At 64.5% G+C, this 26,326-nt stretch carries 36 protein-coding genes and 1 pseudogene; 9 read left to right on the top strand and 28 right to left on the bottom strand.

Annotated elements, in window-relative coordinates; all coding sequences use genetic code 11:
* Positions 1–215: 215 nt before the first annotated feature.
* From ACOQFS_RS03705 to ACOQFS_RS03665, 9 genes are all read right to left on the bottom strand, one after another.
* Complete coding sequence (locus ACOQFS_RS03705) at positions 216–632, bottom strand: F0F1 ATP synthase subunit epsilon (RefSeq protein ID WP_409832609.1); 417 nt, start codon at positions 630–632, stop codon at positions 216–218.
* 75 nt (positions 633–707) lie between these two features.
* Positions 708–2,138 (bottom strand): F0F1 ATP synthase subunit beta, encoded by a 1,431-nt coding sequence (gene atpD / locus ACOQFS_RS03700; protein ID WP_421561604.1) that lies wholly within the window; start codon positions 2,136–2,138, stop codon positions 708–710.
* Between the two features lie 34 nt (positions 2,139–2,172).
* Positions 2,173–3,039: a F0F1 ATP synthase subunit gamma gene (gene atpG / locus ACOQFS_RS03695; protein WP_421561603.1), complete on the bottom strand. Its 867-nt coding sequence runs from the start codon at positions 3,037–3,039 to the stop codon at positions 2,173–2,175.
* Between the two features lie 18 nt (positions 3,040–3,057).
* Entirely contained in the window at positions 3,058–4,611 is a 1,554-nt protein-coding gene (atpA, locus tag ACOQFS_RS03690; protein ID WP_184864727.1) for a F0F1 ATP synthase subunit alpha, read from the bottom strand.
* A 41-nt stretch (positions 4,612–4,652) separates the two neighbouring features.
* Positions 4,653–5,195 (bottom strand): F0F1 ATP synthase subunit delta, encoded by a 543-nt coding sequence (locus tag ACOQFS_RS03685; RefSeq protein ID WP_421561602.1) that lies wholly within the window; start codon positions 5,193–5,195, stop codon positions 4,653–4,655.
* Between the two features lie 10 nt (positions 5,196–5,205).
* Entirely contained in the window at positions 5,206–5,676 is a 471-nt protein-coding gene (locus tag ACOQFS_RS03680; protein ID WP_421561601.1) for a F0F1 ATP synthase subunit B, read from the bottom strand.
* A 34-nt stretch (positions 5,677–5,710) separates the two neighbouring features.
* On the bottom strand, positions 5,711–5,980 hold the full coding sequence (gene atpE, locus ACOQFS_RS03675) for a F0F1 ATP synthase subunit C (RefSeq protein WP_007847749.1): 270 nt from the start codon (positions 5,978–5,980) through the stop codon (positions 5,711–5,713).
* 59 nt (positions 5,981–6,039) lie between these two features.
* Positions 6,040–6,918 (bottom strand): F0F1 ATP synthase subunit A, encoded by an 879-nt coding sequence (gene atpB / locus ACOQFS_RS03670; RefSeq protein WP_421561600.1) that lies wholly within the window; start codon positions 6,916–6,918, stop codon positions 6,040–6,042.
* 21 nt (positions 6,919–6,939) lie between these two features.
* A complete protein-coding gene (locus tag ACOQFS_RS03665) occupies positions 6,940–7,413 on the bottom strand; it encodes an ATP synthase subunit I (protein WP_421561599.1) in 474 nt (157 codons plus the stop codon).
* A 300-nt stretch (positions 7,414–7,713) separates the two neighbouring features.
* Here ACOQFS_RS03665 and ACOQFS_RS03660 point away from each other — a divergent pair, with 300 nt between their 5' ends.
* From ACOQFS_RS03660 to ACOQFS_RS03635, 6 genes are all read left to right on the top strand, one after another.
* Positions 7,714–8,031, top strand: coding sequence for a YbeD family protein (locus tag ACOQFS_RS03660; RefSeq protein ID WP_421561598.1), 318 nt, complete (start codon positions 7,714–7,716; stop codon positions 8,029–8,031).
* A 26-nt stretch (positions 8,032–8,057) separates the two neighbouring features.
* Complete coding sequence (lipB, locus tag ACOQFS_RS03655) at positions 8,058–8,753, top strand: lipoyl(octanoyl) transferase LipB (RefSeq protein ID WP_421561597.1); 696 nt, start codon at positions 8,058–8,060, stop codon at positions 8,751–8,753.
* 14 nt (positions 8,754–8,767) lie between these two features.
* Positions 8,768–9,748, top strand: a complete 981-nt coding sequence (lipA, locus tag ACOQFS_RS03650) for a lipoyl synthase (RefSeq protein WP_421561596.1) — start codon at positions 8,768–8,770, stop codon at positions 9,746–9,748.
* Between the two features lie 25 nt (positions 9,749–9,773).
* On the top strand, positions 9,774–10,490 hold the full coding sequence (locus tag ACOQFS_RS03645) for an AraC family transcriptional regulator (protein WP_421561595.1): 717 nt from the start codon (positions 9,774–9,776) through the stop codon (positions 10,488–10,490).
* A gap of 126 nt (positions 10,491–10,616) precedes the next feature.
* Entirely contained in the window at positions 10,617–11,450 is an 834-nt protein-coding gene (locus tag ACOQFS_RS03640; RefSeq protein WP_421561594.1) for a DMT family transporter, read from the top strand.
* 16 nt (positions 11,451–11,466) lie between these two features.
* On the top strand, positions 11,467–12,372 hold the full coding sequence (locus tag ACOQFS_RS03635; RefSeq protein WP_421561593.1) for a DMT family transporter: 906 nt from the start codon (positions 11,467–11,469) through the stop codon (positions 12,370–12,372).
* 137 nt (positions 12,373–12,509) lie between these two features.
* On the opposite strand, the gene ptsP is transcribed toward ACOQFS_RS03635, so the two are convergent.
* From ptsP to ACOQFS_RS03610, 5 genes are all read right to left on the bottom strand, one after another.
* Entirely contained in the window at positions 12,510–14,264 is a 1,755-nt protein-coding gene (ptsP, locus tag ACOQFS_RS03630; RefSeq protein WP_421561592.1) for a phosphoenolpyruvate--protein phosphotransferase, read from the bottom strand.
* 202 nt (positions 14,265–14,466) lie between these two features.
* Positions 14,467–14,736 carry an HPr family phosphocarrier protein gene (locus ACOQFS_RS03625; protein WP_421561591.1) on the bottom strand — a complete coding sequence of 90 codons (270 nt, stop codon included), beginning with the start codon at positions 14,734–14,736 and terminating at the stop codon, positions 14,467–14,469.
* A complete protein-coding gene (locus ACOQFS_RS03620) occupies positions 14,705–15,157 on the bottom strand; it encodes a PTS sugar transporter subunit IIA (RefSeq protein ID WP_421561590.1) in 453 nt (150 codons plus the stop codon). Before ACOQFS_RS03620 ends, ACOQFS_RS03625 begins: the two co-directional genes overlap by 32 nt.
* 82 nt (positions 15,158–15,239) lie before the next feature.
* Positions 15,240–16,508 carry an MFS transporter gene (locus ACOQFS_RS03615; RefSeq protein ID WP_421561589.1) on the bottom strand — a complete coding sequence of 423 codons (1,269 nt, stop codon included), beginning with the start codon at positions 16,506–16,508 and terminating at the stop codon, positions 15,240–15,242.
* Positions 16,505–17,047: a hypothetical protein gene (locus ACOQFS_RS03610; RefSeq protein WP_421561605.1), complete on the bottom strand. Its 543-nt coding sequence runs from the start codon at positions 17,045–17,047 to the stop codon at positions 16,505–16,507. The genes ACOQFS_RS03615 and ACOQFS_RS03610 overlap by 4 nt, the downstream gene beginning before the upstream one ends.
* Before the next feature lie 374 nt (positions 17,048–17,421).
* Here ACOQFS_RS03610 and ACOQFS_RS03605 point away from each other — a divergent pair, with 374 nt between their 5' ends.
* Entirely contained in the window at positions 17,422–17,925 is a 504-nt protein-coding gene (locus tag ACOQFS_RS03605) for a TlpA disulfide reductase family protein (RefSeq protein ID WP_421561588.1), read from the top strand.
* Positions 17,926–18,050: 125 nt separating this feature from the next.
* Here the strand turns inward: ACOQFS_RS03605 and ACOQFS_RS03600 are convergent, their stop codons facing one another.
* Positions 18,051–18,506, bottom strand: a complete 456-nt coding sequence (locus tag ACOQFS_RS03600; protein WP_421561587.1) for a c-type cytochrome — start codon at positions 18,504–18,506, stop codon at positions 18,051–18,053.
* Between the two features lie 179 nt (positions 18,507–18,685).
* Here ACOQFS_RS03600 and ACOQFS_RS03595 point away from each other — a divergent pair, with 179 nt between their 5' ends.
* Positions 18,686–19,375, top strand: a complete 690-nt coding sequence (locus tag ACOQFS_RS03595; protein WP_421561586.1) for a cytochrome b/b6 domain-containing protein — start codon at positions 18,686–18,688, stop codon at positions 19,373–19,375.
* Between the two features lie 48 nt (positions 19,376–19,423).
* Positions 19,424–19,915: a GNAT family N-acetyltransferase gene (locus ACOQFS_RS03590; protein WP_421561585.1), complete on the top strand. Its 492-nt coding sequence runs from the start codon at positions 19,424–19,426 to the stop codon at positions 19,913–19,915.
* A 105-nt stretch (positions 19,916–20,020) separates the two neighbouring features.
* On the opposite strand, the gene ACOQFS_RS03585 is transcribed toward ACOQFS_RS03590, so the two are convergent.
* From ACOQFS_RS03585 to ACOQFS_RS03525, 13 genes and pseudogenes are all read right to left on the bottom strand, one after another.
* Positions 20,021–20,527, bottom strand: coding sequence for a peroxiredoxin (locus ACOQFS_RS03585; RefSeq protein WP_421561584.1), 507 nt, complete (start codon positions 20,525–20,527; stop codon positions 20,021–20,023).
* Between the two features lie 214 nt (positions 20,528–20,741).
* Positions 20,742–21,011 (bottom strand): 30S ribosomal protein S17, encoded by a 270-nt coding sequence (rpsQ, locus tag ACOQFS_RS03580; protein WP_409832547.1) that lies wholly within the window; start codon positions 21,009–21,011, stop codon positions 20,742–20,744.
* A gap of 12 nt (positions 21,012–21,023) precedes the next feature.
* Positions 21,024–21,218: a 50S ribosomal protein L29 gene (gene rpmC, locus ACOQFS_RS03575; protein WP_409832545.1), complete on the bottom strand. Its 195-nt coding sequence runs from the start codon at positions 21,216–21,218 to the stop codon at positions 21,024–21,026.
* 16 nt (positions 21,219–21,234) lie between these two features.
* Positions 21,235–21,651, bottom strand: a complete 417-nt coding sequence (rplP, locus tag ACOQFS_RS03570) for a 50S ribosomal protein L16 (RefSeq protein ID WP_409832542.1) — start codon at positions 21,649–21,651, stop codon at positions 21,235–21,237.
* A gap of 2 nt (positions 21,652–21,653) precedes the next feature.
* Positions 21,654–22,535 carry a 30S ribosomal protein S3 gene (gene rpsC / locus ACOQFS_RS03565; protein WP_421561583.1) on the bottom strand — a complete coding sequence of 294 codons (882 nt, stop codon included), beginning with the start codon at positions 22,533–22,535 and terminating at the stop codon, positions 21,654–21,656.
* A gap of 15 nt (positions 22,536–22,550) precedes the next feature.
* Positions 22,551–22,883 carry a 50S ribosomal protein L22 gene (gene rplV / locus ACOQFS_RS03560; RefSeq protein WP_119967500.1) on the bottom strand — a complete coding sequence of 111 codons (333 nt, stop codon included), beginning with the start codon at positions 22,881–22,883 and terminating at the stop codon, positions 22,551–22,553.
* Positions 22,884–22,892: 9 nt separating this feature from the next.
* Positions 22,893–23,168, bottom strand: a complete 276-nt coding sequence (gene rpsS / locus ACOQFS_RS03555) for a 30S ribosomal protein S19 (protein WP_010467177.1) — start codon at positions 23,166–23,168, stop codon at positions 22,893–22,895.
* 10 nt (positions 23,169–23,178) lie between these two features.
* The gene (gene rplB, locus ACOQFS_RS03550) at positions 23,179–24,003 is read right to left on the bottom strand and encodes a 50S ribosomal protein L2 (RefSeq protein ID WP_421561582.1); all 825 of its coding nucleotides are present in this window, start codon (positions 24,001–24,003) and stop codon (positions 23,179–23,181) included.
* A gap of 2 nt (positions 24,004–24,005) precedes the next feature.
* Positions 24,006–24,341, bottom strand: coding sequence for a 50S ribosomal protein L23 (rplW, locus tag ACOQFS_RS03545; RefSeq protein ID WP_409832534.1), 336 nt, complete (start codon positions 24,339–24,341; stop codon positions 24,006–24,008).
* Positions 24,338–24,958 carry a 50S ribosomal protein L4 gene (rplD, locus tag ACOQFS_RS03540; RefSeq protein WP_421561581.1) on the bottom strand — a complete coding sequence of 207 codons (621 nt, stop codon included), beginning with the start codon at positions 24,956–24,958 and terminating at the stop codon, positions 24,338–24,340. Before rplD ends, rplW begins: the two co-directional genes overlap by 4 nt.
* Complete coding sequence (gene rplC / locus ACOQFS_RS03535; protein WP_094285999.1) at positions 24,958–25,632, bottom strand: 50S ribosomal protein L3; 675 nt, start codon at positions 25,630–25,632, stop codon at positions 24,958–24,960. Before rplC ends, rplD begins: the two co-directional genes overlap by 1 nt.
* Before the next feature lie 223 nt (positions 25,633–25,855).
* Positions 25,856–26,167 (bottom strand): 30S ribosomal protein S10, encoded by a 312-nt coding sequence (gene rpsJ, locus ACOQFS_RS03530; RefSeq protein ID WP_005796953.1) that lies wholly within the window; start codon positions 26,165–26,167, stop codon positions 25,856–25,858.
* Positions 26,168–26,195: 28 nt separating this feature from the next.
* Positions 26,196–26,326, bottom strand: a pseudogene (locus tag ACOQFS_RS03525) (elongation factor Tu); the annotation flags it as partial.

Below are 26,326 nucleotides of genomic sequence, written 5' to 3'. Positions count from 1 at the left end.
TGACTTCTTGCCAGATCTTCTGCTCCCGCATCACACGGAAAATCCCGTGCAATCAGCAGCTTAGATGATTAAGCTCGAAAGACCTTGAAAGGGTTGGCCCTAAGGCCCTGAGGCCTCTCAAAACGCGGGCATAAAAAAACCCGGCCAGGCCGGGTTCTTCAGTGTGTAGGGCCCTCATCAGGCCATGGGACCACGAGAGTCCGTGGGTCACCAGATCACTTCTTCTGGCGATACTTGCGCAGAGCGGCGATCTGGGCGGCCATCACAGCCAGCTCGGACTGGGCCTTGGCCAGGTCCAGCTCGCTCTTGGCGTTTTTGAGCGCTTCTTCGGCCGACGCCTTGGCCGCATTGGCCTTCTCGTCGTCCAGGTCCTTGCCGCGAATGGCGGTGTCAGACAGCACGGTCACGCAGTTGGGCTGCACTTCCAGAATGCCGCCGGCCACGAATACAAATTCTTCGTCGCCATTGGCCATCTCGATGCGCACCGAGCCCGGCTTGATGCGGGTGATCAGCGGGGTGTGACGGGGGTAGATGCCCAGTTCGCCCGCTTCGCCGGGCAGCGCGACAAAACGCGCTTCACCGGAGAAGATGGACTCTTCGGCACTGACCACATCAACGTGGATGGTGTTCATCATTGCTCCTCAGAAAAGGTGGGTTGCTTGATCGCGGAGGGCCGAGCCGCCTTGGGCCGCTCAGCCACCGGGCAATCAGGCCACCTTCTTGGCCTTTTCGAAGGCTTCGTCGATGGTGCCGACCATGTAGAACGCTTGCTCGGGCAGGTGGTCGCACTCGCCGTTTACGATCATCTTGAAACCACGGATGGTTTCGGCCAGGGGCACGTACTTGCCGGGCGAGCCCGTGAACACTTCGGCCACGTGGAACGGTTGCGACAGGAAACGCTGGATCTTGCGCGCGCGGGCCACGGCCAGCTTGTCTTCAGGCGCCAGTTCGTCCATGCCCAGAATGGCGATGATGTCGCGCAGTTCCTTATAGCGCTGCAGCGTGCCTTGCACGGCGCGGGCCGTGGCATAGTGGTCTTCGCCCACGACGTTCGGGTCCAGCTGGCGGCTGGTGGAGTCCAGCGGGTCCACGGCAGGGTAGATACCCAGCGAAGCGATGTCACGCGACAGCACCACGGTGGAGTCCAAGTGGGCGAAGGTCGTGGCGGGCGAGGGGTCGGTCAAGTCATCCGCTGGCACGTACACGGCCTGGATGGAGGTGATCGAACCGACCTTGGTGGACGTAATACGCTCTTGCAGGCGGCCCATTTCTTCGGCCAGCGTGGGCTGGTAGCCCACAGCGGAAGGCATACGGCCCAGCAGGGCGGACACTTCGGTACCGGCCAGCGTGTAGCGGTAGATGTTGTCCACGAAGAACAGCACGTCACGGCCTTCGTCACGGAAGGACTCGGCGATGGTCAGGCCGGTCAGCGCCACGCGCAGGCGGTTGCCTGGGGGTTCGTTCATCTGGCCGTACACCATGGCAACCTTGGACTCGTCGAGCTTCTCCAGATTCACCACGCCGGAATCGGCCATTTCATGGTAGAAGTCGTTCCCTTCACGGGTCCGCTCGCCCACACCCGCGAACACCGACAGACCCGAGTGGGCCTTGGCGATGTTGTTGATGAGTTCCATCATGTTCACGGTCTTGCCCACACCGGCGCCACCGAACAGACCCACCTTGCCGCCCTTGGCGAACGGGCACACCAGGTCGATCACCTTGATGCCGGTTTCCAGCAGCTCTTGCGAAGGCGACAGTTCGTCGTACGCAGGGGCCTTGCGGTGGATGGAGGCCGTCAGTTCCTGGCCCACGGGACCACGTTCATCGATGGGGTTGCCCAGCACGTCCATGATGCGGCCCAGGGTGGCCTTGCCCACGGGCACGGTGATGGCGTTGCCGGTGTTGGTGACCATCAGGCCACGGCGCAGGCCGTCCGACGAGCCGAGGGCAATGGTACGCACCACGCCGTCGCCCAGCTGCTGCTGCACTTCCAGCGTCAGGGCAGAGCCCTCCAGCTTGAGCGCGTCATACACCTTGGGCATCTGGTCGCGTGGGAACTCAACGTCCACCACAGCGCCGATACATTGAACAATCTTGCCCTGAACGCCAGCGTTCACTTGGGAATTCTCTTGAGCCATTTTTCTCGCTCCAATATAGATTTGGTTGAGCTGCTTACACAGCAGCGGCGCCAGCCACGATCTCGGACAGTTCCTTCGTGATCGCTGCCTGGCGCGTCTTGTTGTAGACCAGCTTCAACTCGCCAATGACGCTGCCTGCGTTGTCGGTGGCGGCCTTCATGGCCACCATGCGTGCCGACTGCTCGGACGCCATGTTTTCCGCAACGGCCTGGTAGATCAGGGATTCGACGTAGCGGACCAGCAGATCGTCAATCACGGTCTGGGCATCGGGTTCGTAGATGTAATCCCAGCCATGCTCGGTCTTCTCGGCCTGCATCTGCTCGGACGACAGCGGGAGCAGCTGCTCCACCACCGATTCCTGGCGCATGGTGTTGATGAACTTGGTGTAGCTCAGGTACACCGCGTTGATCTTGCCTTCCGCGTAGGCGTCGAGCAGCACCTTCACGGGGCCGATCAGCTTGTCCAGATGGGGCGTGTCGCCCAGGCCCGTCACATGCGAAACCACCTTGGCACCGACACGGTTCAGGAAACCCAGGCCCTTGTTGCCAATGGCCACGGCCTCCGTCGACACGCCAGCGCCTTGCAGTTCACGCAGCTTGGTCGTCACGGCACGCAACACGTTGGTGTTCATGCCGCCGCACAGGCCCTTGTCCGTCGTCACCACGATCACGCCCGCCACCTTGGCATCGTTCACCTTCATGAACGGATGCACGTATTCGGGGTTGGCGTGGCCGAGGTTGGCTGCAATGTTGCGGATCTTCTCGCTGTAGGGACGGGCAGCGCGCATCCGGTCCTGCGCCTTGCGCATTTTGGATGCAGCCACCATTTCCATGGCCTTGGTGATCTTCTTGGTGTTTTCCACCGATTTGATCTTGCCGCGTATTTCCTTGCCTGCTGCCATGATGGCTCCTCGTCCGGATTAAGCGAACGACTTCTTGAACGCGCCGATGGCAGCGGTCAGTTCGGCTTCTGCGTCCTTGTCCATGGCCTTGGCCTGTTCCAGCTTGGCCAGCAGCGCGGCGTGGCTGGTCTTCAGGAACTGGTGCAGGCCGTGTTCGAAGTCGAGGACCTTCTTGACGTCGATGTCGTCCATGAAGCCCTTGTTCACAGCGAACAGCGTGGCAGCCATCAGCGAGATGGACAGCGGGCTGTACTGTGCCTGCTTGAGCAGTTCGGTCACGCGGGCACCGCGGTCCAGTTGCTTGCGGGTGGCTTCGTCCAGGTCGGAAGCGAACTGCGCGAACGCAGCCAGTTCACGGTACTGGGCCAGGTCGGTACGGATACCGCCGGACAGGTTCTTCACCAGCTTGGTCTGGGCAGCACCACCGACGCGCGACACCGAGATACCGGCGTTGATGGCGGGGCGGATACCAGCGTTGAACAGCGAGGTTTCCAGGAAGATCTGGCCGTCGGTGATCGAGATCACGTTGGTAGGCACGAAGGCGGACACGTCGCCAGCTTGCGTTTCGATGATCGGCAGTGCGGTCAGCGAACCGGTCTTGCCCTTGACTTCACCCTTGGTGAAGGCTTCGACATAGTCGGCGTTCACGCGGGCTGCGCGTTCGAGCAGGCGGCTGTGGAGATAGAACACGTCGCCGGGGTAGGCTTCGCGGCCTGGTGGGCGGCGCAGCAGCAGCGACACTTGACGGTAAGCCACGGCTTGCTTGGACAGGTCGTCGTAAACAATCAGGGCGTCCTGGCCGCGGTCGCGGAAGTATTCGCCCATCGTGCAGCCGGAGTAGGCCGACACGTACTGCATGGCCGCCGATTCGGAAGCCGATGCAGCCACCACGATCGTGTATTCCATGGCACCGGCCTGTTCCAGCGCGCGCACCACGTTCTTGATCGACGAAGCCTTCTGACCGATGGCGACGTAGATACAGGTCACGCCCTGGCCCTTCTGGGCGATGATGGCGTCGATGGCGACCGCCGTCTTGCCGGTCTGGCGGTCACCAATGATCAGCTCGCGCTGGCCACGGCCCACGGGCACCATGGAGTCGATAGACTTCAGGCCGGTCTGCAGGGGTTGGTCCACCGATTTACGGGCGATCACGCCCGGAGCGACCTTCTCGATCACGTCGGTGAGCTTGGCATTGATGGGACCCTTGCCGTCGATCGGCTGGCCCAGGGCGTTCACCACGCGGCCGACCAGTTCGGGGCCCACGGGCACTTCCAGAATGCGGCCCGTGCACTTGACGGTGTCGCCTTCGGAGATGTGTTCGTATTCACCCAGAATCACGGCGCCGACCGAGTCGCGCTCGAGGTTCAGGGCCAGGCCGAAGGAGGGCTGGCCGTCCTTGGTGGCGGGGAACTCAAGCATTTCGCCGGCCATCACGTCGGACAGGCCGTGCACGCGCACGATACCGTCGGAGACGGACACCACGGTACCCTGATTGCGGATATCGCTGCTGGCGGCCAGACCTTCGATGCGGCTCTTGATGAGTTCAGAAATTTCTGCGGGATTGAGTTGCATGACTCTTTCCTTCTTTCTTTGGTTCGCTGTCCTCGCCGCGCTTACGCGGTGAGGGCCGCTTTCATTTGTTCAAGACGGGCCTTGACCGAAGTGTCCAGCACCTCGTCACCCACCACTACGCGAATGCCACCGATCAGGGACTCGTCCAGCTGAGCAGTGAGATTGAGCTTGCGGCCAAAGCGCTTTTCCAGCGCAGAGCCCACATCGGCCAATGCGGCTGCGTCCATCGGAAAAGCGCTGTGCACGACAGCGTCCGAAGAGCCGCTGCGGCCATTCACGAGGGCACGAAACTGTGCAGCGACTTCGGGCAGCGCGGCGAGGCGCCCGTTGTCGATGACCGTGCGCAGGAAGTTCTTGGCCGTGTCAGGCAAAGCCGAACGCGCAACACCCGTGAAGACGGTAAACACCTGGTCTGCCGTCACCTTGGGGTTGTCGGCCAGCTGGCGCAACTGGGGGTTGGCGGCAATGGCCGCCAGTTCATCGACCCAGTCAGCAGTGCTGGCCAGGTCCATGCCCGCACCCGCCGTGGCGGCCTTGAACAGGGCATCGGCGTAAGGGCGGGCAATGGTGGCGAGTTCAGCCATGTTGATCCCCTTACAGCTCGGTCTTCAGACGGTTCAGCAGGTCGGCGTGAACGCCAGCATTGACTTCCTTGCGGAGAATCTGCTCAGCACCCTTCACAGCCAGCGCAGCGACCTGCTCACGCAGCGCTTCACGGGCTTGCACCGTTTGCTGTTCAGCTTCAGCACGTGCGGATGCAACGATCTTGTTGCCTTCCTCCGTAGCGCGCGCCTTGGCTTCTTCAATGATGGCCTGGGCACGGCGGTCGGCGTCCGCAAGACGCGAGGCCGTTTCGATGCGCGCCTGCGCCAATTCCTTCTCGACCTTCTGGTTTGCAGCGGTCAATTCAGATTTGGCACGGTCGGCAGCAGCGAGGCCTTCGGCGATTTTCTGGGCTCGTTCATCCAGTGCCTTCGCGATCGGGGGCCACACGAACTTCATCGTGAACCACACCAGGATCAGGAAAACAATGGCCTGAACGAACAGGGTCGCATTGATACTCACGGCAACACCTTTCTAGAGTGGCGTTGAACGGGAATTACTTGGGCAGGTTGGCCAAGAACGTCGAAGCGAAGGGGTTGGCGAATGCGAACAGCAGAGCGATAGCCACACCGATCAGGAACGCAGCGTCGATCAGACCGGCCAAGATGAACATCTTGGTTTGCAGTTCGTTGATCAGCTCAGGCTGGCGAGCCGAAGATTCCAGGAACTTGCCACCCATCAGAGCGATACCGATCGAAGCGCCGATAGCGCCCAGACCAACGATCAGACCACAAGCCAGAGCGACGAGACCGAGAATGTTTTCCATGATGACTCCTGAGTTAAAAAAGAAAGGTTGAAAAGGAAAGAGAAACGAAAGGGAACCGTTTAGTGCGCGTTGTGCGCCTGACCGAGGTAGATCAGTGCAAGCATCATGAAAATGAAGGCCTGCAGCGAGATCACCAGAATGTGGAACAGCGTCCAGATGGTGCCAGCGATGACGTGGCCCACAGGCAGCAGCACACCCGACAGCGACAGTGCAGCCGCACCACCCATCAGGGCGATCAGCATGAACACCAGTTCGCCGGCGTACATGTTGCCGAACAGCCGCATGCCATGCGACACGGTGTTGGCGACATATTCAATGATCTGCATCAGCACATTCACCACACCCAGGATCAGGGCGAAGATGGGGTTCTTGCTGGTGCCGAAAGGCGCGGAAACCAGCTCATGCGCCCAGCCGCCGGCGCCCTTGATCTTCACGCTGTACCAGAAGCGCAGGATCAGGACGGCAAATGCGAGGCCCAGAGTGGTGGAGAGATCGGCAGTGGGCACGACACGCAGGTAGGCGTGGTGCGGATCATGACCGGCCGCACCGTAGATCCAGGCCCAGAGGGAGGGCAGCAGGTCCACGGGGATCATGTCCATGAAGTTCATCAGGAAGATCCAGACGAACACGGTGAGACCCAGCGGGGCGATGAACTTGCGGCTTTCGGCGTTGTGGATGTTGGCCTTGGCCTGGTTGTCGACCATTTCCACCAGCATCTCGACAGCGGCCTGGAAGCGGCCCGGCACCCCGGACGTGGCCTTGCGGGCCGCGCTCCACAGGATGAGCAGCGTCAGCATGCCCAGCACCAGGCCGATGATGATGGAGTCGTAGTTGATGATCGAAAAATCGACGATCTTGGTCTGTTGAACGTTTTGAAGATGCTGCAGGTGGTGAACGATGTATTCACTTGCAGTCGGAGCGTGCGCTTCTGCGGCCATCGGACAACTCTCTCGTAACTATCAATCGGTTTTTCGGACACCGGACCGCACCAGCAGTGCCACCCAGTACGTTTTCATTGTGATCACCATGCCCACCAGCAGGGCCACCCAGTGCAAGCCCGGGACGAGCCAGGGGGCTGCCACCAGCAGCGCCACCGTGAGCACGATCTTGGCGATCTCCCAGCCAAAGAACCCGACCATCGCTGCGCGAGGATCGGCGGACGCCTTCTGGCGCAGCACCCCTCGCGCAAACAGCGCCGCCGGAACCACCACCGCCAACGCACCGTAGGCAGCAGACCACCCCATCGGCACACTGCCAGTCAGCCACCAGGCCGCCAGGGCCACCAGCGCGCCGACCAGCGCCTGCCATGCCACCACCTTCCATACCGAAAGCGGTGGATGGCGACTTCGCCACGCCTGCGCCTCTTCAGCAGTCAGGGGCTTGAAGTCGGATTCTTCAGCCTCAATTTCAGTCTCAGGCGCGATTGTTTTCATCGTTGAATGACGCCCGCGTTACAGACTGCAAATTTCACAAAGCCTCTAATTATAAGTAAAAACCCATGGCTCCCAACAAAGACCCGCAAGCGGGGCACGAAACCGGTGCACTCGCCTGCGCGGCTGTGGTGATGTGCCAACGTCTGCATCCGGCGCCCTGGCACCATGGCGCACCGATTTGGCGCACTCCCGCAAGTACGCCCCGTGGGTAGGGGTTGAACTTCCCAGCACGCGCGAGCGCACAATTGGCACGCCGCGCCAGCTATTGATTCCGCAGCAGCAAACTTTTTTTTCAGCGCCATGACTTCTTCTGCCCCACCGCCCGCGAACGGCCTGGACACACAGCCTACCGATCCGCGCAAGGACTCCCTCATCGAATACCCCTCCCGCTTTCCCATCAAGGTGATGGGGGCCAAGGTGGACGGCTTCGTGAACGCCGTCACGGAGCTGGCCCGCCAGTTCGACCCCACCTTCGATGCCGGCACCATTGAACTGCGCGACAGCCGTGGCGGCAATTACCTCGGAGTCACCATCACCATCACCGCCACGAGCCGCGAACAGCTGGATGGGCTCTACCGCGCGCTGTCTTCCCATCCGCTGGTCAAGGTGGTGCTGTAAGCCCGCGGGGCCAGCACCCACGTTCCATGACACTCGACATCCGCGTGCTGGGCCCGGTGGACTACGCGGCCACCGTGCAGGCCATGCAGGACTACACCGCCTCGCGCTCGCCCGACACGCCCGATGCCCTCTGGATCTGTGAACACCCGACGCTGTACACCCAGGGCCTGGCGGGCAAGGCCGATCACCTGTTGAACCCGGGGAATATCCCGGTGGTGGCCACCAACCGCGGCGGTCAGGTCACCTTCCATGGCCCGGGCCAGGTGGTGGCCTATCCGCTCATCGACCTGCAGCGCGCAGGCTACTACGTGAAGGAATACGTCTACCGCGTCGAGGAAGCCGTGATCCGCACGCTGGCGCACTTCGGCATCACCGGCCACCGTGTGGGCGGGGCGCCCGGCATTTACGTGCGGCTGGATGATCCGCACGGCCATGCGCTGCTGCCCCAGCGCCCGCAACGGCGGATCGGCACATCGCCGCCCGTGCCTGATTTTGAAGGCCTCGGCAAGATCGCGGCTCTTGGCATCAAGGTCAGCCGCCACTGCACTTACCACGGCGTGGCGCTGAACGTGGCCATGGACCTGGAACCCTACTCGCGCATCAACCCTTGCGGCTACGCAGGCTTGCGCACGGTGGACCTTTCTACAATCGGGGTCCACACCACCTGGGACGAAGTCGCGCAGCTGCTGGGCCAGCAGCTCAGCACGCGGTTGTCGCCCTGAACCTGCCAAGAGCCATGAGCACCCCTGACGTCGTCCGCGAAGCGCAATCCATCGAAGCCTACAAACCGCTGGCCAAACAGAAGGCCGCCGCCAAGCTCTCGCGCATTCCGATCAAGGTCGAACAGGGCGAAGTACTCAAGAAGCCCGAGTGGATTCGCGTGAAGGCCGGCAGCCCCACCACGCGGTTCTACGAGATCAAGGAGATCCTGCGCGAGCACAAGCTGCACACGGTGTGCGAAGAGGCTTCGTGCCCCAACATCGGCGAGTGCTTTGGCAAGGGCACGGCCACGTTCATGATCATGGGCGACAAGTGCACGCGCCGCTGCCCGTTCTGCGACGTGGGCCACGGCCGCCCCGACCCGCTGGACAAGGACGAGCCGCTGAACCTGGCCAAGACCATTGCCGCACTCAAGCTCAAGTATGTGGTGATCACCAGCGTGGACCGCGACGACCTGCGCGATGGCGGCTCGGGTCACTTCGTCGAGTGCATCCAGAACATCCGCGAACTGTCGCCCTTCACGCAGATCGAGATCCTGGTGCCTGATTTCCGGGGCCGCGACGACCGGGCGCTCGAAATCCTGAAGGCCGCGCCGCCCGATGTGATGAACCACAACCTCGAAACCGCGCCCCGCCTGTACAAGGAAGCACGCCCGGGTTCGGACTACCAGTTCAGCCTGAACCTTCTCAAGAAGTTCAAGGCGCTGCACCCCACGGTGCCGACCAAGAGCGGCATCATGGTGGGCCTGGGCGAGACGGACGAAGAGATCCTGCAGGTGATGCGCGACATGCGCGCGCACAACATCGACATGCTGACCATCGGCCAGTACCTGGCGCCCAGCAACAGCCACCTGCCGGTGCGCCGCTATGTGCACCCCGACACCTTCAAGATGTTCGAGGAAGAAGCCTACAAGATGGGCTTTTCCCACGCCGCCGTGGGCGCCATGGTGCGCTCCAGCTACCACGCCGACCAGCAGGCCCACGCCGCCGGCGTCTGAACCGGCAATCTGTTTCTTGCGCCCCATGGCTCCGCACGCAGCTCCTTCCGCGCTGAGCTTGCGGCGCTATGGCCCCGCGCCGGGCAGCCACAGCCATGACCATTTCCAGGTGCTGGTTGGCCTGTCGGGCACGTTGGAGCTGGAGATCGACGGACAGGGCCTTCGCCTGGCGCCGGGCCACGGCTGCGTAATCGCCCCCGAGGCGCGGCACGATTTCGAGTCCAGCCGTGGCAGCCTGTGCCTGGTGCTGGATTCCTACCATGCCGACTGGAGTCAGCGCGCCGCGCAGCTGCAGGGCCTGCCCGGCGTCTACGCATTGGCGCGCTATCTGAGCCAGGCGGTGGAACAGCGCCTGCCCCTTGCCCAGGAGCACGGCCCGTCGCTGCTCATGGAAGCCTGGGCCAGCGCGACCGGCGCAAGCGCACGCACAGCCGCGCTGCAGGGCCGCCGCGCTCTCCGCCCCATCGACTGGTGGGGCCTGCAGCAATGGGCCATGGCGCAAAGCCACAGGCCGCTGACGGTGGCCGACCTGGCAGAACGCGCCCACCTGAGCCCCAGCCAGTTTGCCGCGCGCTGCCGCGCGGACCACGGCATGGGCGCCATGCAGTGGCTGCGGCAGCTGCGCCTGCGCCACGCGCACGAGCTGCGCGCCCAAGGCATGGGCGTGGCCGAGGTGGCGCGGCGAGCGGGCTACCGGTCGCCCTCGGCGCTCACGGCGGCGCTGCGGCGCATGGGCCACTGACGCGCCCGTCGCGCCCACCGGCACAGGGCGCGCCGGGTGTACGGTCCGCCACCCTCCGCCTGCCCGCCGTCGTTGCGCGACGATTCACCAGCGCCCCGCGACGACCCCTGCGCTTAAGCTCCACGCATGCACGCCAATCTCTACGCCCTCGGCGCGATCGCCATGTGGGCCTCGCTCGCCTCGTTGGGGGTCTCGCTCACCCATGTTCCGCCGTTCCTGCTCACGGGTATTGCGCTCATCATCGGCAGCGTGCCTGCGTGGCCTTTTGTGGTGCGCGATCCTGCGCAATGGCGGGTGCCGCTGTCCACCCTGGCACTGGGCGTTTCCGGGCTGTTCGCCTACCACTTCCTGCTGTTTATTGCGTTGCGCCATGCGCCCGCGGTAGAGGCCAACCTGGTCAACTACCTCTGGCCGCTGCTCATCGTGGTGCTGGCGCCGCTGCTGCTGCCGGGCGTGCGGCTGCGCCCCGCGCATGTGGTGGCAGCGCTATTGGGCTTCGGCGGGGCGGCGCTGGCCATTGCGGGCGGGCGGGAGCTGAGCGGCGAGCTGGCCTGGGGCTATCTGCCGGCGCTGGCGGCGGCCTTCATCTGGGCCAGCTACTCCCTGCTGACCAAGCGCGTGGCGGCGTTTCCGACCACGGCCATCGGCCTGTTCGGCCTGGTGTCGGGCATGTTGTCGCTGGCGTGCCATTGGCTGCTGGAGCCCGCGGCCACGCTGCAATGGCGCGACTGGGGTTTGTTGGCGTTGCTTGGCCTGGGGCCGCTGGGCGCCTCGTTCTTCCTGTGGGACAAGGCGCTGAAGCTGGGCGATGCGCGGCAGATCGGCATCCTGAGCTACATCACCCCGCTCGCGTCCACCGCTTTGCTCGTGCTGGTCAGCGGTCGCCCCTTCAGCAGCAGCATCGTGCTGGCCACGGTGATGATCCTGGGCGCTGCCGTGCTCGGCATGCGCGCACGCTGACGCCCACCTTCGGCGCATGAAAGCACCCCCGCACCCGTCAGCCCCCCTGGCCCTGGCCGCGCCCGGCGCATTCGTGCTCATCTGGTCCACCGGCTTCCTGGTGGGGCGTGGCGTGGCGGCCCATGCCGACCCGTTCTGGTTTCTGGCCCTGCGCTTTGCCTGCGTCGCCCTCGCGTTCTGCGCGGTGGCCTGGTGGGTGCGGGCCGCATGGCCGCGCGGCGTGCGGCGCGTTGCCCTGCACCTGCTGGCGGGTGCGCTGATGAGCGGCATCTACCTGGGCCCGAGCTGGTGGGCCATGGCACGCGGCATGCCTGCGGGCGTGATGGCATTGATCGGCGCGCTGCAGCCGCTGTTCACCGCACTGGTGGCCGTGCTGTGGCTGCGCCAGCGTCTGGCGGCGCGCACCTGGGCCGGCCTGGTGCTGGGTTTTGGCGGGGTGGCCCTGGTGCTGGCGCCCCGGCTGGCGGCGGCCGACACCAGCGCCCTGCAGTGGCCGGTGGTGCTGGCCGGGGTGGGCAGCATCCTGTCGCTCACGCTGGGCGCCATGGTGCAGAAGTCGCCCTGGCTGGCGCACGACGACCTGCGCAGCGCCAGCGCCGTACAGAACCTAGGCGCGGTGGCCGTGCTGCTGGCCATGGCGCTGGCCGTGGGCACGCCGCGCTGGGACGGCTCGGCGGCACTCTGGGGCTACCTGGCGTTTGCGGTGGGGGTGCTGTCGCTGGGCGGTGCCACGCTGCTGATCTGGCTGATGCGCCGGGGCGAAGCCACGCGCACCGCAGCCCTGCTGCTGGCCGTGCCGCCACTGGCGGCGGTGCAAGCCTGGCTGGTGTTCGGCGAGACGCTGGCGCCGCTGCAGTTGCTGGGCTTTGTGCTGGCCATGGGCGGGGTGGCGATGGCCCGGCGGCTGCAAAAATCTCAATGAAATCAGCCTTTACCGCTTATCCACAAAGGTCTTTCAGCTATTGAAATATGAGCAATCAAGTTGCCAGCCGCCGAGGCGCATGAAGGCAGACAGGCCCGGCGGGGTGCGGCGTGCAGGTGGCCTGCCCTACAACCTGCTCACTCCGCGGCAACCAGCGGCACCTCGCCCGCCAGCACCTGCTGGGCCCAGGGTGCGAGCTTGCGCGTGTCGGCCCGCAAGATTTCCTGCTTCACCGCCAGGATCTGCGCCGGGTGCATGGAAAAGCTGCGCAGGCCCAGGCCCAGCAGCAGGCGGGTCATGGCGATGTCGCCCGCCGTCTCGCCGCACACGCACACGCTCTTGTCCTGCACGGCGCCTTCGGCGATCACATCCGCCACCAGGCGCAGCACGGCAGGGTGCAGCGGGTCGTACAGGTGGGCCACGGCTTCGTCCGCACGGTCGATGGCCAGGGTGTACTGGATCAGGTCGTTCGTGCCGATGGACAGGAAATCGAAATACCGCAAAAAGGTGCGCACCATCAGCGCTGCGGCCGGCACCTCGATCATGGCGCCCAGCTGCAGGCTGCCATAAGGCATGCCGCGTGCGTCCAGCTCGCCACGCGCCAAATCCACCTGGGCCAGCGTCTGCTGGATCTCGTGCGTGTGCGCGAGCATGGGAAACAGCAGGTTGACCTTGCCATGCGCCGCCGCACGCAGCACGGCGCGCAGCTGGGTGCGGAACATGGCCGGGTCGGCCAGGCTCCAGCGGATGGCGCGCAGGCCGAGCGCCGGGTTCAGGTGGTTGTCCTTGTGGGCCTTGTTGTCGAGCGGCTTGTCGGCCCCCACGTCGATGGTGCGGATGGTGACGGGCAGGCCCTGCATGCCATCGATGGCCTCGCAGTAGGCGCTGTACTGCTCGTCCTCACCGGGCAGGTTGCCCGCGCGGCCCATGAACAGAAATTCGCTGCGGAACAGCCCCACGCCCACAGCACCCGCGCGCACGGCGGCGGCGGCGTCGCCGGGCTGCTCGATGTTGGCCAACAGCTCGATGCGGTGGCCGTCCAGCGTGATGGCGGGCGTGTGGCGCAGGCGCGCCAGGCGCTCGCGCTCCAGCTCCACCTGGCGCTGGCGAAAGCCGTATTCGGCCAGGATGATGGGCGAGGGGTCCACGATCACCACGCCCGCATCGCCGTCGATGATGACCCAGTCGTCCTGCCGCACCAGCTGGCTGGCCGCGCGCGCGCCCACCACGGCGGGAATGTCCATGCTGCGCGCGACGATGGCGGTGTGCGAAGTCTTGCCGCCCACGTCGGTCACAAAGCCTGCAAACACGCTCTGCTTGAACTGCAGCATGTCGGCGGGCGAGAGATCGTGCGCCACCAGCACCAGGGGCACATCCACCGTGTCGTCCAGCAGCAGGTCCTGCTGCGTCTTGCGGCGCGGGCTGCTGACGGGCGGCGCCACCGGGCTGGCCACGCCCTTCATGTGGCGCAGGATGCGTTCCACCACCTGCTCCAGGTCGGCCTTGCGCTCGCGCAGGTAGTCGTCCTCCATCTCGTCGAACTGGCGGGCGATGACTTCGAGCTGCGTGGTCAGCGCCCACTCGGCGTTGTAGAGGCGCTCGGTGATCCAGTGCTTCACCCCGCCGGTGAGGGCCTCGTCCTGCAGCAGCATCAGGTGCACGTCGAGCAGCGCGGTCAGCTCGTGCGGGGCATCGGCCGGCATGTCGGTCTGCAGGCGCTGCAGCTCCTCGACCACGGCATTGCGGCCCTGGCGCACCCGCTCGATCTCGTCCTCCACCTGGTGGGGCTCCACAAAATAGTGGGCCACGTCCACACGGCTCGACGCCACCAGCACGGCCCGGCCGATGGCAATGCCGCGTGCAACCGCAAGGCCGTGGACGGAGAAGGTCATGGTTTCGCCGCCGGGCCGCCAGCGCGGCTTGGCCCGCGCTTCACGCGGACGGGCGAAACGCGGCCCCCTCGGGGGGCAGGGAGCGACACGCAGTGCGCGACCGTGGGGGCCAGCTCAGCCCGCCGCCCGGCCGCCCGAAGGCGGGCTGGGCCCCCTCGGGGGGCAGGGAGCGACACGCAGTGCGCGACCGTGGGGGCCATGTTCACTCGCCTTCGCCAAACTTGTCGTTGATGAGTGCGAGCAGGGCATCCATCGCCTCCTGCTCGCGGTCGCCATGGGTTTCCAGCTCCACTTCCGAGCCCAGGCCGGCGGCCAGCATCATCACGCCCATGATGCTCTTGGCGTTGATGCGGCGGTCGCCCCGGCTCATGAAAACGTCGCAGGGGAAGCTGCCGGCCAGCTTGGTGAGCTTGGCCGAGGCGCGGGCGTGCAGGCCCAGTTTATTGCTGATGGTCGTACGGGTCTTGATCATGTCGGTGACGGCGGTTCTGGTTCTGCGGCGCGGCAATGGCCACCTGCATCACACCTTGCGTGCCCCCCACCACCGCGCGGGTGACGACGGATTCCAGGGCTTCCGATCGGTAGCTCACGGCGCGCAGCAGCATCGGCAGGTTCACGCCCGTCACCAGGCGCGAACGCACGCCTTCGACCAGGCGCTGGGCCACGTTGCAGGGCGTTGCGCCGAATACGTCGGTCAGCACCAGGGTGGTGTCCACGCCCAGCTGGTCGAGCAGGATGCGGGCCTGCGCCAGGGACTCCTCGGGCGGCTCGTTGGGCTGCACGTCGAGCGCAGCCACGCTGTCGCCGCAGTCTGCAAACACGTGCAGCGCGCATTCGCGCAGCGCGTGCGCCAGGGGCGCATGGGCAATGATCAGGATGCGGGTGGGGCTCATGGATGGGGCCTGCGCCCGCCAGAGTGCCGGCGCTGCGATGGGTGCAGGCTGCAGGCGGGCGGACGCGGGATTGCGCAGGTCTTCATGGTGCGGAGGTTTGCAGCACATTATGGCGCCGCCCCCGCAGCATGAACCACGCATAGGCCGCCACGTTGCACACCAGGTACACGGCCATCGCCGCCTGGAACGACGCCACGGTGGCCAACCCCAGTGCCGCAAACGCATCCACGGCGAGGCCGATGCCCCACTGCACCACGAACACCCCCGAGAAGATCACCAGGTTGTAGGCCGACAGTGCCCGCCCCGCGAGGGCCTGCGGAAACGCGAGCGCCACCGCCGGCTGCGACAGCGACACGAAGGTGCACGACACGCAGAACAGCGCCCAGGCACCGCCACCGGCCCGCGGCCCGGCCGCGATGATGCCCGCCAGCACCACCAGGCACAGCGGCAGGCCTGCCGCCATGAGTCCATCCGCGCCCAGGCCCCGGCGGTGCAGCCAGGGACTGACCATGCCCCATGCCCAGAACGCGCACAGCATGCTGGCGTTGATCCAGAACAGCCCGGTGGCGGACTCGAGCGGCGTGTAACCCGCCACACGCTGCATCCAGGGCCCCGCCCACAGCGTCTGCATGGCAACCATGCCGCCGTAGACAAAAAAGCCCAGCGGCGCGAGGCGCTGGAAATAGGCGTGGCGCCAGACGACGGCGTAGCCTGCGGGCACCGGCGTGCCCGGCACCCGCGCTGACGCGCCTTCGGACGCGCTGCCCGCCGGTGCCGTGTGCCAGCGCGGTACAAACAGGGCGATCAGCACCATCGACAGCGCAATCAGGCCCGCCAGTGACCAGAACAGCGGACGCCAGCCCACCACGGGCAGGGCCCACTGCACGGGCAGCGTCGAGGCCACCATGCCCAACGAGCCGGTCATGAGCATCCACGAGTTGGCGCGCAGCTGGGTGGTGGGTTCCAGCCAGCGGCGGTAGCCCGTGAGCGGTGCCATGAGGCAGGCGCTCACACCCGCGCCGCACAGCACCCGGCCTGCCAGCAAGCCCGAAAATCCCGTGGCTACCGAGAACACCAGGCTGCCCACCACCGCCACGCCCAAAAAGCCCATGGCCACCTTGCGCGGGCCATGGCGGTCCAGCCACGCGCCCAGCGGCAGCTGGGTGGCAGAGAAGCCCAGAAAGTAGCCGCCCGCCAGCAGCCCCAGGTCGCTGGCCTGCAGCGCAAACTCGTCTGCCAGGGTGGGCGCCAGCGTGGCGGTGACGGCCCGCACCAGAGCCGACAGAAAGTAGGCAAACGCAAACGCCAGAAACACGATGACGGCGGTGCGCCGCGGCAACAACCCGCTCATTGCAGTGCCAGCCCGGCGAAGAAGGTGTCCGCCGCCTCGGGGCGGGGCGTGGGCGCATAGACCACCGCGTGGTACAGCCGCACCTGCGGCCCCAGAGCGCGGGCAAACCAGAGGGCTTGCGCGGTGACGGCTTTTCCGTCGGGGCGCTGGCCCTGCACGGTGGTGCGCACCGACTGCGGAACCGGGAGAACGCCCGCCGGCGCATAGGGGGCATCGACCGCCTGGGCCGCCGCGCCGGGCCCCAGGTTGGCGAGCACCGCCGCCCGCCAGTGCGTGAGCGCAGCGCCCATCTGGGCCGGGTCGGCCAGCAGCAGGTGCGACACGGCAAAGGTCGCGCCATCGGCGTCGCAGCCTGTCATGGACATTTCGGCAGGCACCCCGGCCAGCTCCACGGTGCGCGTGGCGTGGTCGGGCTTGCATGGCAGGGTGATGGTGATGGCGCCGTCCGGCACGGGCACGCTGCGCCAGTTGAGGGCGGGGCTGCAGCCCGCCAGCACCAGGGCCAGGCATGCGGGCACCTGAACGGGCAGACCGGACAGACCGTGCAGAACGCACCGCAGCGGAGTGAGGGCATGGCGGACATACCGCGAATACCGGGATTCGCGTGGCGCTGCCGACGCGCCTTCTGGCGCCGCCACCTCCTGACACCCGATGGTCGGGGTGCGCAACGGCATCTTTTGCAGCAGCGGGGGGCGGGCGTGTGGGAGTCTCCAGTGCATCGGCCGATTATCGGCAGTCTCTGGCACCGGCGCCGGCGCCGGCCCACCCGTCACAGCCCGCTGTCCATCCGGCGCCGAACTTTTTGCGCAACACCGGTGTCCACCCTCGCACTACGGGCGCCTACGGCACAATGCCGCACGGGCGCAGGCCGTTCGGCCCGCAGCAGGCGCACGATGAAGGGGTGTACGGAATCATGACGGTAAAACATTGGGTGGCGGGCCTTGCGGCCGCTGCGTTTGTGGCGGTGGGCGCGTTCGTCTACCTCGACACGGGCCGGTCTGCCGCGCCGCCCTCCACCTTCGTGCTGCTTGACGGCTCGAGCCAGACCACGGCGGACATGCAGGGCAAGGTGACGCTCGTGAACTTCTGGGCCACGAGCTGCACCACCTGCGTGGCCGAAATGCCGGAGATCGTGGCCACGTACAACAAGTACCAACCCCAAGGCTTCGACACCGTGGCCGTGGCCATGGCCTACGACCCGCCCAGCTATGTGGTGAACTTTGCCGAAACGCGCAAGCTGCCGTTCAAGGTGGCAATCGACAACACCGGGGCCGTCGCCAAGGCCTGGGGCGACGTTCGGCTCACGCCGTCCACCTTCATCGTGAACAAGCGCGGCGAGATCGTGAAAACCTATGTCGGCGCTCCCAACTTCCCGGAGCTGCACCAGCTCATCGAGAAGCTGCTGGCGGAGACCTGAGCACTCCCCGCTTCTGCCCCAAAGAAAAAAAGGCTGATTTCTAATGAAATCAGCCTTTTGCGCTTACGTAGCAAGCGTTTGCAGCTATCAATTTAGGATTGCTGTAGATGCTGACCAGGCCAGGGCTACTTGCCTCGGTAGTTGTCGTGGCAGGCTTTGCAGGTGCCTGCTGTGGCGCCAAACGCGGCCTTGAGGTTGTCTAGGTTGCCGGTCTTGGCGGCGGCGGCCAGCTTGACGGCCTCGGCTTCGAGCTTGTCCGCGTGCTCCTTGAACTTCGCTTGCTCGGTCCAGATTTCTGGCAGGGCCTTGGTGGGTGCGCCCTTGTCGGTGCCTGCGCCAAACGCCGCCCAAGGCAGCTTCGCCATCTGGGCCACCACTTCTGCGTTGTCCTGCGCTGCCTTGGCGTCGAAGGGCGCCCGGCCGTTGGCCATGGCACCGATGCGGCCGAAGTGCTGGCCCATCACGAACAACGCGCTCTGGCGGTATTTGATGGCGTCCTCGGGCTTGGCGAACTGGGCGGATGCCGGCGCCGACAGGGTGAACGCGGCGGCTGCAAGGGTGAACGCGGCGATTGCTTTCATGGGATCGTCCTTTTTTGTCGTGGGGAGGGGAATGGAGAAACCGCCACGCAGTATGCGCCTTTGGCGGCGTTTGCGCATGACCGGCGCTTCCGGAGGAACCCTTGCTCGCGCACAATGGGCGCTGCCCACCCGTTGGTCCCGCACCCCGTGCGCCCCTCCCCCACCCCCTCCCATCCGCCATGAAAAACGCCCCCCACACCGTCCGTATCTGGGACCTGCCCACCCGCCTCTTTCACTGGGTGCTGGCCGCCAGCGTGGTGGGCCTGGTGGTCACCGCGAAGCTGGGCGGCAATGCCATGGAGTGGCACTTTCGGCTGGGCCACCTTGTGCTGGCCTTGCTGGTGTTTCGCATCGTGTGGGGGCTGATCGGCGGGCGCTGGTCGCGGTTTGCGGCGTTTGTGTATTCGCCCGGGCGGCTGCTGCGCTATCTGCGCGGCACGCCCCACGCAGAAGACGGGGTGGGCCACAGCCCGCTGGGCGCGCTGTCGGTGTTCGCCCTGCTGGCTGCGCTGGTGGCCCAGGTGGCGACGGGGCTGCTCAGCGACGATGAAATTGCCTTTGCCGGTCCCCTCACCCGCTTTGTGAGCAATGCCGTCGTGGGGCAGGCCACGGGCTACCACAAGGAGATAGGCCAGTATCTGGTGCTGGGCCTTTTGGGGCTGCACATTGCGGCCATTCTTTTCTATGTGGTCGTGCGCCGGCAGCGCCTGGTGCGCCCCATGCTCAGCGGCGACAAGCACCTGGAGGCCCCCGCCGCACCGTCGCGCGACGATGCGGCGATGCGCGTGGTGGCGCTGGTGGTGCTGCTGCTCAGCCTGGCGCTCGCGTGGTGGGTGTCCTCGCTCGCGGCCGTCGCGGCGTCGTTCTGAGCGGACTCGCTACACTGCGGCTTCCCTTTGCATTCCCTGCCTGCCGTTTTGGACAAGCCTTCCGTCACCTTGCGCACCGCGGCGACGCCCGCCGACATGGACGCAGTCCGCGAGATCTTCCGCGAATACGCCCGCGCGCTGGGCGTGGACCTCTGCTTCCAGGACTTTGACCGCGAGCTCGCGGAGTTGCCGGGCGACTACGCCGAGCCGCGCGGCGCCTTGCTGCTGGCCGAGGTGGAGGGCACCGTGGCGGGCTGCTGCGCGCTGCGCCCTCTGGACTCCGCCGACTATCCCAATGCGAGCGAAATGAAGCGGCTGTTCGTGCGCAAGGCCTTTCGCGGCTTCGGCCTGGGGCGCGAATTGGCCGAGGCCATCCTCGACAAGGCCCGCCTCGCCGGATATGCCTGCGTGCTGCTCGACACGCTGGACGACATGGAGTCTGCGCGTGCGCTTTATACCGACCTGGGGTTCGAGGAGATTCCGCCCTACTACCACAACCCCATTGCGGGGGCGCACTACCTCAAGGCCGATATCTTTTGATGTTTTTTGGGCTTCAGCGCTTATCCATAAAGCGCTGACAGCTACCAATAAAGTAGCAATGTCGCTGCAAGACTGCCGCGACATTGCCCCTTCAGCCTGGCGCCATCAGGCCTTGGCTTGCGCCAGCAGCGTGTCGGCGTCGCTCACTTCAAACTTGCCTGGCGCCTCGACGTTCAGTGCAACCACCTTGCCGTCCTTGACCAGCATCGAATAGCGGTTGCTGCGCAGGCCCATGCCCTTGCTCGTCAGGTCCAGCGTGAGGCCGGTGGCCTGGGCAAAGGCCGCGCTGCCGTCGCCCAGCATGCGGACCTTGCCGGCGGTCTTCTGCTCGCGTGCCCAGGCGCCCATCACGAAGGCGTCGTTGACGCTCACGCACCAGATCTCATCGACACCGGCCGCCTTGAAGTCGGCCGCCTTTTCCACATAGCCCGGCACGTGCTTGGCCGAGCAGGTGGGGGTGAATGCGCCCGGCAGCGCGAACAGGGCAATCGTCTTGCCCGCCGTGGCCTTCTCCACCACCACGGGGTTCGGGCCGATGCTGCAGCCCTCGCCTTCGACTTCGGAATATTCCATCAGGGTGCTGGCAGGCAGGGTGTCACCGACTTTGATCATTGCTATCTCCTTGAGGTAATGCGTGAATGCGCGGGGGAAAGAGTTTGTTGTTGCATGGATGCCGTTTGCAAGCTGTGCGCCGTCTGCGCCGACCGCTGGCAGCTGCCAAGCCCGCAAAAATCAGGACCCACAAAGCAAAACGACCCACATTGTGGGTCGTTTTGGAGGGCAATGCCGCCTGGGGTCTTGGCCCTGGCGGCACGGGCACGCTGCATTACAGCAGGCCAGCCTTTTGCACCAAGCGGGTAGCCACCCAGTTCTTGGTCTTGGAGAGCGGACGGCTCTCCGTGATTTCGATCACGTCGCCCAGCTTGTACTCGCCCTTTTCATCGTGGGCGTGGTACTTGCTCGACTTGGCCACGATCTTGCCGTAGAGCTCGTGCTTCACACGGCGCTCGACCAGCACGGTCACGGTCTTCTGACGCTTGTCGCTGACCACCTTGCCAACCAAGGTGCGCTTGAGGGATTTTTTAGCTTCCGTCATGTTCGCTCCTACTTACTTGGCGGCTTGCTTTTCAGCAAGAATGGTCTTTGCACGGGCGATGTCGCGGCGGGTGGTACGCAGCGTGTTGGTGTTGGCCAACTGTTGCGTAGCCTTCTGCATGCGCAGGCCGAAGTGGGCCTTTTGCAAAGCCTTGATTTCGGCTTCGATGCCGGCGACGTCCTTTTGGCGCAGTTCAGCAGCTTTCATTTCTTGTTCTCCTGAATTACGCGCCCAGGTGGCGGGTCACGAAGGTGGTGCGCAGCGGCAGCTTGGCGGCAGCCAGGCGGAACGCTTCGCGGGCCAGCTCTTCAGGCACGCCAACGATTTCAAACACGATCTTGCCGGGCTGGATTTCGGCCACGTAGTACTCGGGGTTGCCCTTACCGTTACCCATACGCACTTCTGCGGGCTTGGTAGAGATTGGCTTGTCCGGGAACACGCGGATCCAGATGCGGCCGCCACGCTTCACGTGACGGGAAATCGCACGGCGTGCGGCTTCGATCTGGCGGGCCGTCAGGCGGCCACGGTCCGTGCACTTCAGGCCGAAGTCACCGAACGCAACGGAGGCACCCCGTGTTGCGACGCCGGTGTTACGGCCCTTTTGCTCCTTGCGGTATTTGCGGCGAGCAGGTTGCAGCATCTTTATTCTCCTTTACCGTCCGCTGCTGTAGCGGGCGCGGCGACCTTGCGTACGCGCTTAACGGCATTGTTATCAGCGCCACCAGCTTCTGCTGGCTTGTCGCTGCCGTCGGCCGGTGCGGTGTTGCCACCGACAGGACGACGTGGGCCACGGCCTGCACCGGCACGGTCGCCACCTGGGCGGCCATCACGGCGAGGACCGCGTGGGCGGCGCTCTTCGTCTGGACGGGGGGTTTCCACGGCGGGCAGGTCATTGCGGCCCAGCGTGTCGCCCTTGTAGACCCACACCTTCACGCCGATCACACCGTAGGTGGTCTTGGCTTCGGAGGTGCCGTAGTCGATGTCCGCACGCAGCGTGTGCAGTGGCACGCGGCCTTCACGGTACCACTCGGTACGAGCGATTTCGATACCGTTCAGACGGCCGGACGACATGATCTTGATGCCCTGGGCACCCAGACGCATGGCGTTCTGCATGGCGCGCTTCATGGCGCGGCGGAACATGATGCGCTTTTCGAGCTGTTGCGTGATGCTGTCGGCGATCAGCTTGGCATCGATTTCAGGCTTGCGCACTTCTTCGATGTTCACTGCGACGGGCACGCCCAGGCGGGAAGCGAGTTCCTTCTTCAGGTTCTCGATGTCCTCGCCCTTCTTGCCGATCACGACACCAGGACGTGCCGAGAAGATCGTGATGCGGGCGTTCTTGGCAGGACGCTCGATCAGGATGCGCGACACGGCGGCGTTCTTGAGCTTGGCCTTCAGGTACTCACGCACCTTGATGTCTTCGGCCAGCATGCCCGCGAAGTCGCGGTTGCTGGCGTACCAGCGGCTGGACCAGTTGCGGCTCACGGCCAGGCGGAAGCCGGTAGGATGGATTTTCTGTCCCATATTCTTCCTTTGGCCTCAGTTGCCCACCGTCACGTACACATGGCACGTGGGCTTGCTGATGCGGTTGCCGCGGCCTTTGGCGCGCGCGGTGAAGCGCTTGAGCGTGGTGCCTTGCTCTACGTAGATGGTCTTGACGCGGAGTTCGTCAATATCGGCACCGTCGTTGTGCTCGGCGTTGGCAATGGCCGACTCCAGCACCTTCTTGACGATACCGGCAGCTTTTTTCTGCGTGAACGTCAGGATGTTCAGGGCTTGGTCCACCTTCTTGCCGCGGATCAGATCGGCGACCAGACGGCCCTTGTCGACCGACAGACGAACGCCCCGGAGGACTGCACGTGTTTCAGACATGGTCGTTCCTTACTTCTTCGCTTTTTTGTCAGCGGGGTGACCCTTGAAGGTGCGCGTCAGGGCGAATTCGCCCAGCTTGTGGCCCACCATCTGGTCGGTGACATAGACCGGCACGTGCTGCTTGCCGTTGTGCACGGCGATGGTCAGACCGATGAACTCGGGCAGAACCATGGAGCGACGCGACCAGGTCTTGACTGGTTTCTTGTCCTTGGTGGCAACGGCCTTTTCGACCTTGGCCAGCAAGTGATGGTCAACAAATGGACCCTTTTTGAGAGAGCGAGTCATCTGTTACCCCTTACTTCTTGCGACGCGACACGATCATGATCTGTGTGCGCTTGTTGTTACGGGTGCGATAACCCTTGGTCAGATTGCCCCAAGGATCGACTGCATGGCGGCCTTCGCCGGTGCGGCCTTCGCCACCACCGTGAGGGTGATCCACCGGGTTCATGGCCACGCCGCGAACGGTCGGGCGGATACCCATCCAGCGCTTCACACCGGCCTTGCCCAGTTGGCGCAGGCTGTGCTCTTCGTTGGCCACTTCACCAATGGTGGCGCGGCATTCGATGTGGATCTTGCGCACTTCGCCAGAGCGCATGCGCACTTGGGCGTAGGTGCCTTCACGGGCCAGCAGGGTTGCCGAAGCACCGGCCGAGCGAGCGATCTGTGCACCGGCACCGGGCTTGAGCTCGATGCAGTGGATGGTCGAACCCACGGGGATGTTGCGGATCGGCAGCGTGTTGCCAGCGCGGATCGGGGCTTCCGAACCGGACAGCAGGGTTGCGCCCACTTCCAGGTTGCGGGGAGCGATGATGTAGCGACGCTCGCCGTCGGCATAGCACACCAGAGCGATGTGGGCCGTACGGTTGGGGTCGTACTCAATGCGCTCGACCTTGGCGGGAATGCCGTCCTTGTTGCGCTTGAAGTCCACCACGCGGTAGTGGTGCTTGTGGCCACCGCCCTTGTGACGGGTGGTGATGTGACCGTTGTTGTTGCGGCCCGACTTCTGGTGCTGGGGTTCCAGCAGCGCAGCGTAGGCTTCGCCCTTGTACAGGTGGTCACGCGTAACCTTCACCACGGCACGTTGGCCGGGCGAGGTGGGTTTCATCTTGATAACGGCCATGATTAAGCAGCCTCCCCGGACAGGTTCAGCTCTTGACCTTCCTTCAGCATCACGTAGGCCTTGCGAACGTTGTCGCGGCGGCCCATGGTCTTGCCAAAGCGCTTGGTCTTGCCCTTGGTGTTCACCACAGAAACGCCCTTCACTTCGACCTTGAACATCAGTTCAACGGCAGCCTTGATTTCAGGCTTGGTGGCGTTCTGCAGCACCTTGAAGGTCACGGCGTTGGACTTTTCGGCTGCCATGGTGGCCTTTTCGGACACGATGGGAGCGACCAGCACCTGCATCAGGCGACCTTCATCGAACTTGCGTTCTGCGGGGGTAGGATTCACGCGGCTCATGCGAACATCTCCTTGAGCTTGTCGATCGCCCCTTTGGTGACGAGCACCTTCTTGAAACGCACCAGCGACACGGGATCGGCGTAACGCGGCTCGACCACGAGCACGTTCACCAGATTGCGCGAAGCCAGGTAGAGGTTTTCGTCGACTTCATCGGCAATCACCATCACCGATTGCAGGTTCATGGCCTTGAACTTGTCGGCCAGCACCTTGGTCTTGGGCGAGTCGAGCTTGATCGAATCGACCACGGCCAGACGGCCTTCGCGGGCCAGTTGCGACAGGATGGCGGACATGCCTGCGCGGTACATCTTCTTGTTGATCTTCTGGCTGAAGTTTTCGTCAGGCAGATTCGGGAAGATGCGACCGCCCCCGCGCCACAGTGGCGAGGAAGTCATACCGGCACGTGCGTTACCCGTACCCTTTTGCTTGAAAGGCTTCTTGGTCGAGTGACGGACTTGCTCGCGGTCCTTCTGGGCGCGAGTGCCTTGGCGGGCGTTGGCCTGGTAGGCCACCACGATCTGGTGCACCAGATCTTCGTTGTATTCACGACCGAACACGGTTTCGGGAACATCCAGCTTGGATGCGCCTTGGCCCTGGTCATTCAGGAGTTCGAGCTGCATTAGTTCGCTCCTTTGGAGGCTTTGGCCTTGATGGCGGGACGCACGGTCACGAACCCACCCTTGGAGCCCGGAATCGCGCCCTTGATCAAGAGCAGTTGACGCGCTTCGTCGATGCGGATCACATCGAGGTTTTGCGTGGTCTTGGTGACGTCGCCGAGGTGGCCCGTCATGCGCTTGCCGGGGAACACACGACCGGGGTCCTGTGCCATACCGATGGAACCTGGCACGTTGTGCGAACGGCTGTTACCGTGCGACGCGCGCTGCGAGGCCATGTTGTGGCGCTTGATGGTACCGGCGTAGCCCTTACCGATGGAGGTGCCTTGCACGTCGACCTTCTGGCCCACGGCAAAGACATCTGCCACGGGCACTGCAGCACCGGCGGCATACTTGCCGGCGGTTTCAGCGGTCACGCGGAATTCCTGGATGATTTCACCGGCTTCCACACCTGCCTTGGCAAGGTGGCCGGCTTCGGGCTTGGTCACGCGCGATGCTTTGCGCGAACCGAACGTGACCTGCAGGGCCACGTAGCCATCGTTCTCTTGGGTTTTGACCTGGGTAACGCGGTTGTTGGACACATCCACCACCGTGACGGGCACTGCGTCCCCATCATCGGTGAACAGACGCATCATGCCCACCTTGCGACCCAGCAACCCGAGGGAGTTGCTCAGACTCATTGGTTTTCTCCAAAACTTCCACCGCTGCGACTTCAATTGGCCTCAGCGTTTGCTCAGCACTCTCGCGCCAGCGCATGAAAGAAGGTTAATAAAACTCCGCCATCCATTCCTTGCAGTTTGGGCGCAAAGAAGGCGAAGCCCTAAAGTATAACGCGGACTGCTTTTTCAAGCAAGTCCGCGTTACGGGCCTTCCGGCAGACCCCTTTCGGGCCTGCCTTCGGGATCACTGCAGCTTGATTTCGACGTCGACGCCAGCAGGCAGGTCGAGCTTCATCAGCGCGTCCACCGTCTTGTCCGTAGGATCGACGATGTCCATCAGACGCTGGTGCGTGCGGATTTCCAGCTGGTCGCGCGACGTCTTGTTGACGTGGGGCGAACGCAGGATGTCGAAACGCTTCATGCGCGTCGGCAGCGGCACGGGGCCCTTGACGATGGCGCCGGTGCGCTTGGCGGTGTCGACGATCTCGGCAGCGGACTGGTCGATCAGCTTGTAGTCAAACGCCTTCAGGCGGATGCGGATTTTTTGCTTGGACATGATGGCAAGTTCCTTTTCTGCTTAAGAATTAAGCAATGATCTTGGCCACGACGCCAGCGCCCACGGTGCGGCCGCCTTCGCGGATAGCGAAGCGCAGACCTTCTTCCATGGCGATGGGGTTGATCAGCTTCACGGTGATCGACACGTTGTCGCCAGGCA

It is taken from the genome of Paracidovorax sp. MALMAid1276, from assembly GCF_049198005.1.
In the GTDB taxonomy this organism is placed as follows: Bacteria; Pseudomonadota; Gammaproteobacteria; order Burkholderiales; family Burkholderiaceae_C; genus Acidovorax.
Note: the sequence above shows the minus strand (reverse complement) of the source record. Positions and strands in the feature narration are given on the sequence as shown.